Annotated in this window: 10 protein-coding genes and 1 pseudogene; 4 read left to right on the top strand and 7 right to left on the bottom strand. The window is 68.7% G+C overall.

The features are described from left to right. Positions 1-712, top strand: a 712-nt coding sequence (locus BJQ90_RS19740) for a DUF4129 domain-containing protein (protein ID WP_226761882.1), incomplete at its 5' end; no start/stop codon positions are given. A gap of 22 nt (positions 713-734) precedes the next feature. Here BJQ90_RS19740 and BJQ90_RS19735 read toward each other — a convergent pair. After that, positions 735-2,234, bottom strand: coding sequence for an NAD-dependent succinate-semialdehyde dehydrogenase (locus BJQ90_RS19735; RefSeq protein WP_226761881.1), 1,500 nt, complete (start codon positions 2,232-2,234; stop codon positions 735-737). Between the two features lie 192 nt (positions 2,235-2,426). Beyond that, positions 2,427-3,248: a 16S rRNA (cytidine(1402)-2'-O)-methyltransferase gene (gene rsmI / locus BJQ90_RS19730; protein ID WP_226761934.1), complete on the bottom strand. Its 822-nt coding sequence runs from the start codon at positions 3,246-3,248 to the stop codon at positions 2,427-2,429. A gap of 260 nt (positions 3,249-3,508) precedes the next feature. Here rsmI and BJQ90_RS19725 point away from each other — a divergent pair, with 260 nt between their 5' ends. Next, positions 3,509-5,221, top strand: coding sequence for a dolichyl-phosphate-mannose--protein mannosyltransferase (locus tag BJQ90_RS19725; RefSeq protein WP_226761880.1), 1,713 nt, complete (start codon positions 3,509-3,511; stop codon positions 5,219-5,221). Between the two features lie 58 nt (positions 5,222-5,279). After that, on the top strand, positions 5,280-7,109 hold the full coding sequence (locus BJQ90_RS19720; protein ID WP_226761879.1) for an AMP-dependent synthetase/ligase: 1,830 nt from the start codon (positions 5,280-5,282) through the stop codon (positions 7,107-7,109). Positions 7,110-7,245: 136 nt separating this feature from the next. Here BJQ90_RS19720 and BJQ90_RS19715 read toward each other — a convergent pair whose 3' ends face one another. The 5 genes from BJQ90_RS19715 to BJQ90_RS19695 all read right to left on the bottom strand — a co-directional run bounded on the left by BJQ90_RS19715 (position 7,246) and on the right by BJQ90_RS19695 (position 13,419). After that, a complete protein-coding gene (locus tag BJQ90_RS19715) occupies positions 7,246-8,595 on the bottom strand; it encodes a TIGR01906 family membrane protein (RefSeq protein WP_319004669.1) in 1,350 nt (449 codons plus the stop codon). Between the two features lie 181 nt (positions 8,596-8,776). Next, complete coding sequence (locus BJQ90_RS19710; protein WP_226761933.1) at positions 8,777-9,976, bottom strand: L,D-transpeptidase; 1,200 nt, start codon at positions 9,974-9,976, stop codon at positions 8,777-8,779. Positions 9,977-10,128: 152 nt separating this feature from the next. After that, on the bottom strand, positions 10,129-11,355 hold the full coding sequence (locus tag BJQ90_RS19705) for a L,D-transpeptidase (protein WP_226761878.1): 1,227 nt from the start codon (positions 11,353-11,355) through the stop codon (positions 10,129-10,131). 174 nt (positions 11,356-11,529) lie between these two features. Next, positions 11,530-13,017 (bottom strand): adenosylhomocysteinase, encoded by a 1,488-nt coding sequence (gene ahcY, locus BJQ90_RS19700; protein ID WP_226761877.1) that lies wholly within the window; start codon positions 13,015-13,017, stop codon positions 11,530-11,532. Between the two features lie 123 nt (positions 13,018-13,140). Further along, positions 13,141-13,419: a Trm112 family protein gene (locus BJQ90_RS19695; RefSeq protein WP_226761876.1), complete on the bottom strand. Its 279-nt coding sequence runs from the start codon at positions 13,417-13,419 to the stop codon at positions 13,141-13,143. A 374-nt stretch (positions 13,420-13,793) separates the two neighbouring features. Here BJQ90_RS19695 and BJQ90_RS19690 point away from each other — a divergent pair. Next, positions 13,794-14,018 (top strand): annotated as a pseudogene (locus tag BJQ90_RS19690) (IS110 family transposase); the annotation flags it as partial.

The raw sequence follows: 14,018 nt of genomic DNA, 5'->3' as shown, positions 1-14,018 counted from the left end.
GCCCAGTGTTGCGCCGCTGCCGCTCCCGGGGACCGCGGCCGCCCCGGCGGACGCGGCAAGCCGGATCCTGCCCGTGCTGTCCGGCGCCGGTGCACTGCTGTTGCTCGGGCTGCTGCTGGCGTCCCCGCACCTGGCGCGCACCGCAGTGCGCCGCCGCCGGCTGTCAGGTTCCGGGGCCGGCGGTGCCGCGGCGTTGCGCGCCTGGGCGGAACTGCGGGACCTGGCGATGGACTTCGGTGTGGCGCCGCAGGGCAGTGAGACCCCCCGCCATTTCTCCGCCAGGCTGCGCTCCTCGGGGGCACTCGGAGAGCCTGAGGCCATGGACGCGGACGGCCACCAGGCAGTCCGGTCCCTGACCGCGGATTTCGAACGCGCGCAATACGGCCGTCCTCTGTCCACGCCCGACGGCGGCGGCCTCCCCGGAGGCGCCCGCAAGTCTCCCGGTGCCGGGGCTCCCGCCAGCGGCGCCGGTGAACCAGCCCCCCACTCGATCGCAGCGGTCCGCGCCTCGCTGCGGGCCCATGCCGGGCCGCTGGTCCGGTTCCGCGCAGCGTGGCTGCCGCCTTCCCTCATGGCCGCCTGGCGGAGTGCTGCCACGGCGCCGTTCCGCGCCGCCCGCCGCACAGCAAAGCGCACCCGGCGCGGCCTCGCGGGTGCCAGGTCAAGGACCCGCGGGGGGTTGCGCCGGGTGCGCTGGCTGCGCCGGAGCTGAGGCAGCCCCGGCCGGATGGTACTTAGCCGGCGTACGGGTCGGCGATGCCGATGTACTGGGTGTAGAGGTATTCCTCAATGCCTTCGAGGCCGCCCTCACGGCCCAGGCCGGACTGCTTGACCCCGCCAAAGGGCGCCGCCGCGTTGGAGACGACTCCGGCGTTCAGCCCCAGCATGCCGGTCTCCAGTCGTTCGCCCATCCGGATGCCGCGGTTGAGGTCCTTGGTGAAGACGTAGGCGACCAGGCCGTATTCGGTGTTGTTCGCCAGCCGGACGGCCTCGTCCTCGGAAGAGAAGGTGATGATCGGGGCGACGGGGCCGAAGATTTCCTCGGACAGGATCCGGGTCCCCTCGGTGACGCCCTTGAGGATGGTGGGCTGGTAGAAGTAGCCCGGGCCCTCGACGGCGGCGCCGCCGATGACCGCGACCGCACCGGCGGAGACGGCATCGGAGACGAGTTCGTGGACCTTGTCGCGGCTCTTCGCATCGATCAGCGGGCCGACCTTGGACTCCGCCTCGGTGCCGCGGGCGGTGGTCATGTCCGCCATCTTCGCGGCGAACTTCTCCGCGAAGTCGTCGGCGACGGACTCGTGCACGATGAACCGGTTCGCGGCCGTGCAGGCCTCGCCCATGTTCCGCAGCTTCGCCAGCATGGCCCCGGCGACGGCGGCGTCGACGTCGGCGTCTTCAAACACCACGAACGGGGCGTTGCCGCCGAGTTCCATCGAGGTCCGCAGCACGTTCTCGGAGGCATCGGCGAGCAGCCGGCGGCCGACCTCGGTGGATCCGGTGAAGGAAAGCTTGCGCAGCCGGGAGTCCTTAATCAGCGGACCCGTGGTGGCACCGGCGGTGGAGGTGGGGATGACGTTCAGCACCCCGGCCGGCAGCCCGGCCTCCATCATCACGGCGGCGAACAGCTGGGAGGTCAGCGGGGTCAGGTTCGCGGACTTCAGCACCATGGTGCAGCCCGCGGCGACGGCGGGGGCGACCTTGCGGGTCGCCATGGCCAGCGGGAAGTTCCACGGCGTGATCAGCAGGCACGGGCCCACCGGCTTCTTCGTCACGAGCAGCCGGGACTTCCCGTCCGGGGAGACCGAGTAGCGGCCGAAGGCCCGGACGGCTTCCTCGGAGAACCAGCGCAGGAACTCGGCGCCGTAGGTGACCTCACCGCGGGCCTCGGCCAGCGGCTTGCCCATTTCCAGGGTCATCAGCAGCGCGAAGTCCTCGGCGCGTGCGGTGACGAGCTCGAAGGCCCGGCGCAGGATCTCCCCGCGCTCCCGCGCGGGGACCTTCGCCCAGGACTCCTGTGCAGCGGCCGCCGCGTCCAGGGCGGCGGCCCCGTCCTCGGGCCCGGCGTCGGCGATGCTCAGCAGGACCTTGCCCGTCGAGGGGTCCTCCACGTCGAAGGTCTTGCCGGAAGCGGCCGGACGCCACTCGCCGCCGATCAGCAGACCGGTGGGAACAGAGGCCAGCAGGGCGCTCTCACGCTCTGCGGTAACAATGGGCTGGGCAGTTACAGTCACGGTTGACTCCCTCGTCAGCGATTCGGGGTGAATGGGATCGGGTTCAGCACCGCCCGAGTTCTCACTCATCGGGTGCCGATTTACTGTCACGGTACTGCCGTGCTCTCCGGGCTGTCTACGCATGCCCGCACTACGTCGTACCGGATCCGCTGTGCAGCTGCACAGCGGACGTTCGGGCGGGCGGCCGGCCTGCTACCGGGCTGCAAGCACCGCGGAGTAGAGTTCCCGCTTGCTGACCTTGGCGTCCTCCGCCACGGCTGCGACGGCTTCCTTCAGCCGGATACCCTGCGCCATGAGCGCGTTGACGTCCGCCACATGGTCTTCCGGCTTGCCCGGTTCCCGTTCCGGGGCGCCGCCCACAACGACGGCGATCTCGCCGCGCACTTCGCTGGACTCGGCCCACTCCAGCAGTTCGCGGAGGGTGCCGCGGATGACTTCCTCGTAGGTCTTCGTCAGTTCCCGGCAGATGGCGGCGCGCCGGTCCGCACCGAACCGCTCGCGCAGGGCCCGGAGCATGGGTTCGAGCCGGTGCGGGGCCTCGAAGAAGACCATGGTGCGCCGCTCGGCGTCGAGATCCGCGAGCCGGGAGGACCGTTCCCCGGCCTTGCGCGGCAGGAACCCCTCGAAGCAGAAGCGGTCGGTCGGCAGGCCGGAGAGCGCGAGGGCGGTGAGCACGGCGGAAGGTCCGGGGGCGGCAGTGACCGTCAACCCGGCGGCCACGGCCCCTTCGACCAGGCGGAATCCGGGGTCCGAGACGGACGGCATGCCGGCGTCGGTCACCATAACGAGGGTCTTGCCGGCGCGTACCTGGTCCAGGAGTTCACCGGTCTTGGCGGCCTCGTTGTGCTCGTGGTAGCTGATGATCCGGCCGGCCACGGTGATGCCCAGGTTCTGGACGAGTCGGTGCAGCCGCCGGGTGTCCTCCGCGGCGACGATGTCCGCCGTCGTCAGCAGTTCGATCAGCCGGTAGGTGGCGTCTCCGACGTTCCCGATGGGGGTCGCCGCCAGCACGATCCGGCCGGGGCCGCCGCTGGGCGCACCCGCCGCCGCCGCGGGGCTTCCATCAGGCCCGGGACCTGCGCCATCCCCGACGTCGTCCGGCACGGCCGTGCCATCGCTGGGAAGATTCGGGGCAGTGCTGAGATTAGGATCCACATGACCAGCCTACTGCTGGCACGGGGCGCGGGGAGACGGCGAGGCTGACCACTTGGCGAGCGGCCAGGCCGCCGAACCGGCCGGCGGCCTGGCCGACGGCCACGGCCGCGAAAGGTAGCATGGGCAACGTGACGCAGACCCCCATCCGGCCTGTCGAGACCGGTTCCACCGGTTCGGCGCCCCCAGCCACCAGCACCGGACGCAACCTGGAGGGGCACCGCTGGGTCAGCCGCCCGGCGGAGGCGTTCACCCCCGAAGCCCTCCGAGACCGACTGATCGGCAGCATCCAGAGCTGGCGGGACTATCCGCCCTCGCTCCGGCTGTGGTTCTGGCTCATTCCGGCCATCACCGCGGCCCTGGGCGGAGTCCTCCGCTTCGTCCGGCTGGACACGCCCCGCAGCCTGGTTTTCGACGAGACCTATTACGTCAAGGACGGCTACTCGTTCCTGGTCAGCGGCTACGAGCGGGCTTGGCCGGAGAAGGCCAATGACGCCTTCGCTGCCGGCAATCCGGGCGTGCTGCTCGACTCGCCCGAGTACGTCGTCCACCCGCCGGTCGGCAAGTGGATGATCGCCGCCGGCATGTGGCTCTTCGGCTCGGACAATCCTTTCGGCTGGCGGTTCGGGGCGGCACTGACCGGCACACTGTCCATCTTCCTGCTGGCCCTGATCGCCCAGAAGCTCTTCGGCTCCCTGACGCTCGGGGCGGTGGCGGGCCTGCTGCTGGCGGTGGACGGCCACCACCTGGTGATGTCCCGGACCTCCCTGCTGGACATCTTCCTGATGTTCTGGGTCCTTGCCGCGTTCGGCGCCCTGCTGATGGACCGCGACGACGGCCGGCGCCGGCTCGCCGCGCGGCTCGGCCGGCAAGCCGCAGCCTCCCCGGGCGGACGGCCCGGCCTGCTCCAGCTGGCGTCGGGCCCCTGGCTGGGGATCCGCTGGTGGCGGATCGCCGCCGGCGTGTGCCTGGGACTGGCTGTCGGCACGAAATGGTCCGCACTGTTTTTCCTGGCCGGCTTCGGGCTGCTGACGGTCTTCTGGGACCTGAGCGCGCGGCGCATCGCCGGCATCCACGGCTGGATCAGCGGCGGGATCCTCAAGGACGGGATTCCGGCCTTCCTCAGCATCGTCCCGGTGGCCGCCCTGGTGTATGCCGCCACCTGGACCGGCTGGTTCCGCTCCACGAACGCCTACTTCCGGCACTGGGCCGAGACCGTCCCGTCGGCGGAATGGGGCTGGCTGCCAGATGCCGTCCGGTCCCTGGCGCACTACCACCTGGAGGCCTACAAGTTCCACCAGGGGCTCAGCGCCGAGCACCCCTACGAGGCCAGCGCCTGGAGTTGGCTGGTGCTCGGACGGCCAACGTCATTCTTCTACGAATCCCCCAAACAGGGCAGTCCGGGGTGCGATACGGCCAGCTGCACGACGGCGATCCTCTCCGTCGGCAACCCGCTGATCTGGTGGGGCGCCGCCGTCTGCCTGGGCGTCCTGCTGTTCTGGTGGGCCGGGCGGCGCGACTGGCGCGCGGGGGCGGTCCTGGCCGCGGTGGCTTCCGGGTACCTTCCCTGGTTCCTGTACCCGGAACGCACCATGTTCTACTTCTACGCAGTGTCCTTCGAACCTTTCCTGGTGCTTGCTCTGGTGTATTGCCTGGGACTGGTCCTGGGACAGCGCACCGACCCGCTGTGGCGGCGGCGTTCCGGGCTCTACCTCGTGGCCCTCTTTGTGGTCACGGCCGTCGTCGTGTCGGCGTTCTTCTATCCGATCTGGACCGCCGAGACCATTTCCTACCAGGATTGGCGGTTCCGGATGTGGATGCCGTCCTGGATCTAGGGCAGGATTGCAGGGGACGTCCACCACCGCCAGGCGGACCCGGAACGGAGAAACGGTCGTGAGAGAAGCAAGCACCGGACTGCTCGTCGAGCTCGACCCGGGCAGCAACGTGACGGACCTGCTCCTGGAACAGCACGCCAAGGATCCCGTGCATGCGCTCTACTCCCGCAAAGGACCGGCCGGCTGGGCCGATGTCACCGCACAGCAGTTCCTGGACCAGGTCCGGGAACTGGCCAAGGGCCTGATAGCCGGCGGCATCACCCCCGGGGAAACCGTGGCGGTCATGTCCGGCACCCGCTACGAGTGGACCGTAGTGGACTTCGCCATCTGGTTCGCCGGCGGCGTTACCGTCCCCATCTACGAAACGTCCTCGGCCAGCCAGATCGAATGGATCCTGCATGACTCGGGCGCCTTGCGCATCTTCGCGGAGAACGAGGCGAAGGCCGGCCTCGTCCGGGAGGTCCTGGACGGCTCGTCCCTGCTTGGCGCCACCGTGCTCCCCGTGGTGCGGATGGACTACGACGGCGCGGCACCGAACCTCGCCAGCCTGGCCGCGGCGGGCGCCGGAGTCGGCGACGCCGAGCTGGAACGGCACCGGTCCGCCGCCGGACTCGCGGACGTGGCCTCGCTCGTCTACACCTCCGGCACCACCGGCCGGCCCAAAGGCTGCGAAATCACACATGGGAACTTCGCCCTCGTCGCCAAGAACATCGTGCTGTTCCTGCCCGAAATCCTCCTGCAGCCCCGCTCCAGGACCCTGATGTTCCTCCCGCTGGCCCATGTCCTGGCCCGCGCCGTCCAGGTGATCTGCCTGAGCGCCGGAACCACCCTGGGCCACTCGGCCAGCGCCAAGGAACTCCTTGAGGACCTCGCCAGCTTCCGGCCCACATTCCTGCTCGTGGTTCCCCGGATCTTCGAGAAGGTCTACGCCGGTGCCGCCCACAAGGCGGCCCTGGCCGGGAAGCAGCGGTTGTTCGACTTGGCCGCCGCCACCGCCATCGACTATTCGAAGGCCCTCGACGCCGCGGCCAGGGGCAACGGGACGGGCCCCGGCGCCGTACTCAGCGCCAAGCACGCCCTCTTTGACCGGCTGCTGTACCCCAAACTGCGGCAGGCCTTCGGCGGCCAATTGGGCTACACGGTCTCCGGTGCCAGCCCGCTCAGCCCCCACGACGCGCACTTCTTCCGCGGCGCAGGCATCCCGGTCCTGGAAGGCTACGGACTCACCGAAACCACGGCACCGTGCACCGCCAACACCCCGACGCGGACCAAAGTGGGCACGGTCGGCATCCCGGTGCCCGGAACCACCATCCGGGTCGCGGAGGACGGCGAGATCCTGGTCAAGGGCATCGGGGTCTTCAAGGGATACCACAACAACGCCGCAGCCAACGCGGAGGCGTTCGTGGACGGGTTTTTCCGCACCGGCGACCTCGGGTCCCTGGACAGCGATGGTTTCCTGACCATCACCGGCCGGAAGAAGGACCTGCTCGTCACCGCCGGCGGCAAGAACGTCGCCCCCGGGCCGCTCGAGGAAAAGATCCGCGAGCACGAACTCGTCCTGCAGGCCGTGGTCATCGGGGACGGCAGGCCGTTCGTCTCAGCCCTGATCAACCTGGACCCCGAGGGCCTGGAAAACTGGTGCGCCGCGCAAAGGGTGGCCGCGATGAGCCCCGCCGAAGCCAGCCGCGACGCCCTGGTCCGCAACGCCCTCCAGCGTGCTGTGGACGAGGCGAACGCGCTGGTCTCCCAGGCCGAGTCGATCCGCAGCTTCGTGGTGCTCGACGCCGATTTCACGGTGGAATCCGGGCACCTGACACCGTCGCTCAAACTCAAGCGTGCCGCCGTCGTGCGGGACTTCGAAGCACAGATCAACCGCATCTACGGCTGATCCACTGCCGAGGCCCCACCGGGGAGGCACGGAAGACACGCACAGAGGATAGGCGAAGAGGACACACGGAGAGAAGCGGCCGGCACCGTAGTGCCGGCCGCTTCTGCTGCCTGTCAGACGCCGGTTTGCGGTGCTCCTAGACGGTGCTGGAGTATCCGCGCGTTGGGGTGTCATGCGACCCGGTGTCCGGTGACCCGGTGGTTGTGGAGCTTCCGGCAGCTGAATCCGGTTCGGAGGCATCCGCGGCAGCCGCTTCGCCGGCCTTGTTCCGCCGGAAGAGCGACCGCTTGGCCGGGACGGCTCCGGGGACAGCTCCGGCGGGGTCAGCACCCGCGGGGACAGCGTCCGCGGACGCAGCATCCGTGCGGTCAGCGTCCGCGGCTTCGTCCCCGGCCGGGTCAACTGCCGCTGCGCCGCGTTTCGGCAGCCCGCGGCGCTTGCGCGTCGGCCAGGTGAGGATCAGGGTGACGAGGGAGGTGATCAGCACCAGGCCCCCGATCACGATCCCGCCGTCCACCCAGAACTGGGCCGGGAAGAGCCGGATCAGGGTGTCCTGCAGCGAGAACGTCCAGGTGCCGCTGGCGAAGAAAATACTGTGGAACTCGGCGAAGAACTGTTCCCAGCCAAGCACAGCCAGTACGCCGAGGCTGAGGATGACCACGAGGGTGATGATGGACCCGGCGAACAGCCCGCGCCGCACTCCCCCGCGGCTGCGGCGCCGCAGGTAGATGACGGCGATCAGGCTAAGCAGGATCAGCACCAGGCCCGCGCCGAAGGTGGACAGGATGACGACCTTGACGTCGGCCATGTGGCTGACTTCGCCGCCCCCGAACAGCTTGTCGCCGCTGCGGTTGACGAGTTCGCCAAGGTACCGCGGTCCGGCCCAGTTGCTGAGGTAATCCACGGCATAGGAGCCGTAGGTCATGCGGTCGTCGGTGTTGAAGCCGTAGCCGTCGCCCGGGAAACCGGGGCGGTTGTACTCCACCCAGAGGAACAGGGGGCTGGCGACGGCCCGGACGGCCAGCACCAGCAGGATGACCGGGAAGCACACGGCGAGCAGGACCTGCATCACGCGCGGGGCCACTGGTTTGGCGTTCGCCGCGTGTTCACGTTCGGCGTTCCGGCGCCGCACTTCCTCCTCCGGGGGACGGATCTGCAGCGCCGAGGTGGGCAGCGGTTCGCTGAAGTGCGCGCCGTTTACCGGGGGGGCCGGTTCGACGGCGGCTTCCGCGGCCTTTCGGTCGGCACGGCTGCCGGCCTGGCGCGACGCCGGGTCCGGCGCGGAGGCCTCGGGGGTGCTGTCGGTCCGTGGTGAGGGTTCCGGAGTGGTGCCGGCACCACCCTCGGCGGCGCGGTCGGAGGCCGCGGCGGAGCGCTTGTCCGTGGTGCTCGGCTTCATCCAGTCGAAGGCGGGTTCGTCAGCGTCATCGGGCGGATCCAGCTGCGGATCCTGTCGGTTCGGAGGGGTGGGACTTGAGTCAGTCACTGCGGCTTCGCTTCCGTAGGCGTCCGCGCTCCCGGGCGGGGCCCGGCAACGCTACTTCTTCTGCCTCCGAGCCTACCGCCAGAGCCTCGGAGTGGGCGAGGTGCCACCCCGTAGTCGACCGGGATTCAGGCGACCGGGATTCAGGCAACCGGGGTGCAGCCGGCGGACCCGGGCCCTCCGGTCAGCGCTTGGCGTACTGGGCCCAGGGGATGTTCCAGTCGCCGAAACCTTCGAGCGGTTCCACCGCCGGGGCCCCGGTGTTGAGGGTCTGGACGACGTCGCCGCTCTTCATGTTGTTGAAGAACCAGGCGGCGTCCGCCGGGAGCAGGCCGACGCAGCCGTGCGAGACGTTGGACTTGCCCACTGCACGCCACGCCGATTCGAGCGCCTGGTGGACGTACACTCCGGAGCTGGTGAGGCGGTTGGCGTACTCCACCGTCAGGGGCGGGTAGTAGCCCTTGTCGCCGGGCTTGAGCCCGATGCTGCCGGCGTTGAACCTGGAGTTGCGTTCCTGCTCCATGATGACGGCGAAACCGGTGGGTGAGAGCCAGTCGGCGTCCCCCAGCGTGACCGGCGCGGTCCGGACCAGCTGGCCGTCGAAGTACACGTTCATGGTCTTGGTGATGTCATCAACGACGGCGAGGCGCTGCGGCCCGACTTTGAAGGAAACCTTGGTGTCGGCGTTGCCGATCATCCTGTTGCCGAAGTCGACGCCGAAGAGCTGCAGGTCCACGGTGATCTCGCTGTTGGCGGCCCAGAACGTTTCGGGGCGGATCCGGACACGGCGGTCCGAATACCAGCGCCACGCCACGGCCTGGCCGGAGGACGAGCTGACGGCGACTGCCTTCTCCATCGCCACCTTGTCCAGCACCGGCTCGCTGAAGACAATCTCGATGGGCTGGCCGGCGCCGACCGTGGTGCCGTTGAGCGGATACACGGCGGCGTCCGCTTCGTGGGCTTTGGCGACGGTGGCGAAGGTCTGGGCTGTCCGGGTCTCGCGTCCGGCCCCGTCCACGATGGTGAAAGTGAACTTGTACTTCGTGTCGAATTCCAGCGGATCGCCGGCGGTCCAGGTCGAGCCGTCCGGGCTGGCGGTCCCCGGGACGGGGCCGCCCCCGGCGGCCGGGACCAGCACGACGTCCGTCACGACGCCGTTGACCGCCTTGACCGAGGGCGGGGCGGCGGGGTTGACGGCCTTGGCGCCGTCGGCCGGGGTCACCGCGAGTTCCACGAGCTTGACCACGGGGGCGGCGAGGCCGGCGACGTTCCGCATCGGCGCCGCTGATTCTGACGGAATTTCCGCCTCGGCCCGGCCGGGCGCCGTCGCGATGCCGATCCCGCCGGCACCGACGGCGGCGCAGAGTGCCAGCACCGCCAGCATTTTCCCGCTGGTCCTGCGGTCTTTGCGTGGCTGCGGCCGGCCTGCGGGGTCCCCGCCCCGGCGCGCCGTGCCGGGTTCCGTCATTTTCTCGTCCATGTCTTGTCCCCCAAATGGATTCTTCCGCCCTTCGCGGAGCTGTCCGCGGCCTGGGCTCAGTTGGCGTACTGCGCCCAGGGGATGTTCCAGTCCCCGAAGCCGTCGTCCACGGCGGCGAAGTCGCCGTCGGTGTTGACCACCTGCACCACGTCACCGCTCGTCATGTTCTCGAAGACCCATTTCGCGCCGTCCGGGCCCAGTCCCACGCAGCCGTGGGAGAGGTTTGCCTTGCCCAGAAAGGGCATCGCGGAGTCCGTGGCCTGGTGGATGAACTCCCCGCTCGGGGTCAACCGCGTGGCGTAATTGACGTCGAGCTGGCCGTAATAGGCCGGGTCACCCGGCTTGAGCCCGATAGTGGAGGCGTCCATGTGTTCCACCCGGTATTTCTCCATGAAGACGAGATACCCCCGGGCCGAGGGGAAGCGTGTGTCGCCCATGGTCGCGGGCCACTGGCCGACCTGCTGGTCGTTGACACTGGCCGTAAAGGTGTGGGCCGCCGCGTCCGCGACGGCGACCTTCTTGTCGCCGATGTGGACGGTGACCAACTTGTTAAAGTTGCCGATCTGCCCGTTGCCAAGATCGACTCCGAAGAGCTGCAGGTCCATCGTGATAGTGCTGTTCGCCGTCCAGAAGCTTTCCGGACGGTACCGGACCATGGTGTTGCTGAACCAGTGGAACTCGCCGGCCTGGCCGGAGGTGGAGCTGATCTTGATGGCCCTCTCGACGGCGTCCCGGTTCAGGACGGGCTCGCTGAAGGTGATCTGCAGCGGCTGCGCCACGCCGACCTTCATGCCGTCCAGCGGGTAGATGGCGGCGTCGGCTTCGTTGGCGGTGGAGACCGTCGTGAAGCTCCGTGTGGTGCTGCTCTTGCGGCCGGCGGCGTCCACCACGGAGAACGTGTAGCTGTAGCGGGTGTTGAACTTCAGCGGTGCGGCCGCCGTCCAGCTGGAGGCATCTGCGCTGAGGGTTCCGTCCACGGCGTCGCCGGAACCGCTGGTGAGCGCCACGCGGTCGATGCGGCCGTTCTTGACCTTCAGGCTCACGGGCGCGGCCGGGTTGACCTGCTTGGAACCGTCCGCCGGGGCGACGTCGAGCTGGGCGAGGGCCACCACCGGGAAGGCCAGTCCCGGCGTCGAGCGTTCCGGCGAGACCGCCTCGGACGCGAAGGAAGCGTGGGCCATCCCGGGGCCCGCCGCGAACACTCCGCCAGCCGCGGCCAGTGCGCAGACTGCTCCGAGCAGGGCGAGTTTGCGGCCGGTGCGCCGGCTTTTCGGGGCGTTCACGATACTCGGGTCCTTCCAGACGTTACCTTGAAAGCATAAGTGAATTTCCGCGGCGCCCGGCCCCCGGCCAGCCACGATCAGGTCACGAAGAGGGCCCCGGGCGCAAGCCCGGAGCCCTCATTCACCGTCATCTGCCGGCCCCGCTGCCCTTGTGGCAACCCGCCGGCGCGGTTCCTAGTAGCGGTAGTGGTCCGGCTTGTACGGGCCGGAAACCTCAAGGTCCAGGTACTCGGCCTGCTCCTTCGACAGCTCGGTCAGTTCAACGCCGAGGGCGTCGAGGTGCAGCCGGGCGACCTTCTCGTCGAGGATCTTCGGCAGCACGTAGACCTGCTTTTCGTACTCCCGCTCACCTTCCGGCTGGTCGCGCTTGGTGAAAAGCTCGATCTGCGCGATCGTCTGGTTGGCGAAGGAGTTGCTCATCACGAAGGACGGGTGTCCGGTGGCGTTGCCGAGGTTCAGCAGGCGTCCTTCGGACAGCACGATGATGGAACGGACGCCTTCTCCGGTGGCCGGGTCCGCCTCGAAGACCCACTCGTGCACCTGCGGCTTGATCTCGACCTTCTTGATGCCCGGGATCCGGGCCAGTCCGGCCATGTCGATCTCGTTGTCGAAGTGGCCGATGTTGCCTACGATCGCCTTGTCGCGCATCCCGGCCATGTGCTCGGCCATGATGACGTCCTTGTTGCCGGTCGTGGTGATAAAGATGTGGCCCTCGCTGAGGACGGATTCCAGTTTCGCGACCTGGTAGCCGTCCATGGCTGCCTGGAGCGCGCAGATGGGATCGATCTCGGTGACGATGACGCGGGAACCCTGGCCGCGGAAGGCCTCCGCCGCACCCTTGCCCACGTCGCCGTAACCGCAGACGACGGCGACCTTGCCGCCCATCAGGACGTCGGTGGCGCGGTTGATGCCGTCGGGCAGGGAGTGCCGGATGCCGTATTTGTTGTCGAACTTGCTCTTGGTGACGGAGTCGTTGACGTTGATGGCCGGGAACAGCAGCTTGCCCTGCTCCGCGAGCTGGTAAAGGCGGTGCACGCCGGTGGTGGTTTCCTCCGTGACGCCCAGCAGGCGGGAGCCGATCCGGGTCCACTTCTGCGGATCAGCCTGCAGCGAGGCGCGCAGCACCTCGAGGAAGACCCGGCCTTCCTCGGACTCGTCATCGGCGGTGGCCGGGACGGCACCAAGGGCCTCGAAGTCGACGCCCTTGTGGACCAGCATGGTGGCGTCTCCGCCATCGTCCAGGATCATGTTCGGGCCGAGGTCCGGGTTGGCGTCCGCGCCGGGCCAGGTCAGGATCTGCTCCGCGGTCCACCAGTATTCCTCCAGCGTCTCACCCTTCCAGGCGAACACGGGAACACCCCGGGGGTCCTGGACGGTGCCGTTGCCGACCACAACGGCGGCGGCGGCTTCGTCCTGGGTGGAGAAGATGTTGCAGGAGGCCCAGCGCACCTCGGCACCGAGCGCGGTGAGCGTCTCGATCAGCACGGCGGTCTGCACTGTCATGTGCAGGGACCCTGCGATCCGGGCGCCCTTGAGCGGCTGGTCGGCGCCGAACTCCTCGCGTAGTGACATCAGGCCGGGCATTTCGTGCTCGGCGAGGCGGATCTGGTGGCGGCCCGCCTCGGCCAGGGAGATGTCCGCAATCTTGTAATCGAGAGTCATATGAATCCTTTGCTGTGGCCGGCGGGCAGGTCCGGGACCTGGCTGCCGGTGACGAAGGTGAACGTGCTTATCGGTGGCTGTGAAGTACTTCGGCGCCGAACGGCGAAGCGATGGGCCGGCAGCCTAGCCGGCGTTGTGCCCGGACCCGGTGCCGTGCTGGCCTGGCTCCGCCTGGCCGGCGCCAGGCCGGCCGCCGTCGTGCTGGAAAACGGGCGCCGCCGCGGCGGCGGGGAGAAGTTCGGGCGGCAGCAGCAGCGGGATGCCGTCCTCGATCGCGTAGCGCAGCTTCTCTCCGGAGGGGCCGGCCGCGGTGGTGACGAGTTCCTCGCCGTCCTGCACCAGCGGTGAACCGGTGACGGGGCATCTCAGGACAGACAACAGTTCGGGACTGATCTTCGACATGGTGAACGCTCCCTGGTGGACGCCGCAGCAGGCGCCGGTGGCTTACGGATTTTGCAGTTCCCAGCCTACCGCCAGTTGCCGCCTAGCGGTTCAGCGGCGCTGTCGCGCCGTGGTGGGAGAAAGTTGGGTGTACCTCCCGTATAGCTTCTGGCATGGGGCGGGTGTGGGAGCGGATCATGGAGGTGTCTGTCACGGTTGACGCCGGTTCGTCCTTGGTGCTGCAGCAGAGCCTGCCGACTAGCGTGGCGCGGAGGACTTCCACGGGAACCGTGGATTGTTGCCTTGGAGCACGAGTGTTAGATTCCTGATTTGTTTCCCTGTCCTCCCCGCGGCAGATACCAGATAGCCAGGTCAAGGTGTCAGGAGGAGCAGTCATGGATATCGTGCACGAACGGGCCGCGGGAATGGATATTTCCAAACGCGACGTCAAAGTTTGTCTCCGGCTGCCAGGGCCACGGCCCGGGACCCATACCTCGACGGTGACCACCTGGGGTGCGACCACCGGGCAGATTCTTCAGCTGCGGGACGTCCTGGAACGCGAGCATGTCACGACGGTGGTGATGGAAGCGACCAGTGATTACTGGAAACCGTTCTACTAT

This window comes from Arthrobacter sp. SO3 (assembly GCF_020532825.1).
GTDB lineage: Bacteria > Actinomycetota > Actinomycetes > Actinomycetales > Micrococcaceae > Arthrobacter.
The sequence above is the reverse complement of the archived record's forward strand: the minus strand, read 5'-3'. Positions and strand labels throughout refer to the sequence as shown.

Excerpts from the sequence above, each read along its gene's own strand:
- ahcY (WP_226761877.1), bottom strand. The coding sequence starts at position 13,017 with ATGACTCTCGATTACAAGATTGCGGACATCTCCCTGGCCGAGGCGGGC.
- BJQ90_RS19695 (WP_226761876.1), bottom strand. The coding sequence starts at position 13,419 with ATGTCGAAGATCAGTCCCGAACTGTTGTCTGTCCTGAGATGCCCCGTC.
- BJQ90_RS19725 (WP_226761880.1), top strand. The coding sequence starts at position 3,509 with ATGGGCAACGTGACGCAGACCCCCATCCGGCCTGTCGAGACCGGTTCC.
- BJQ90_RS19710 (WP_226761933.1), bottom strand. The coding sequence starts at position 9,976 with ATGCTGGCGGTGCTGGCACTCTGCGCCGCCGTCGGTGCCGGCGGGATC.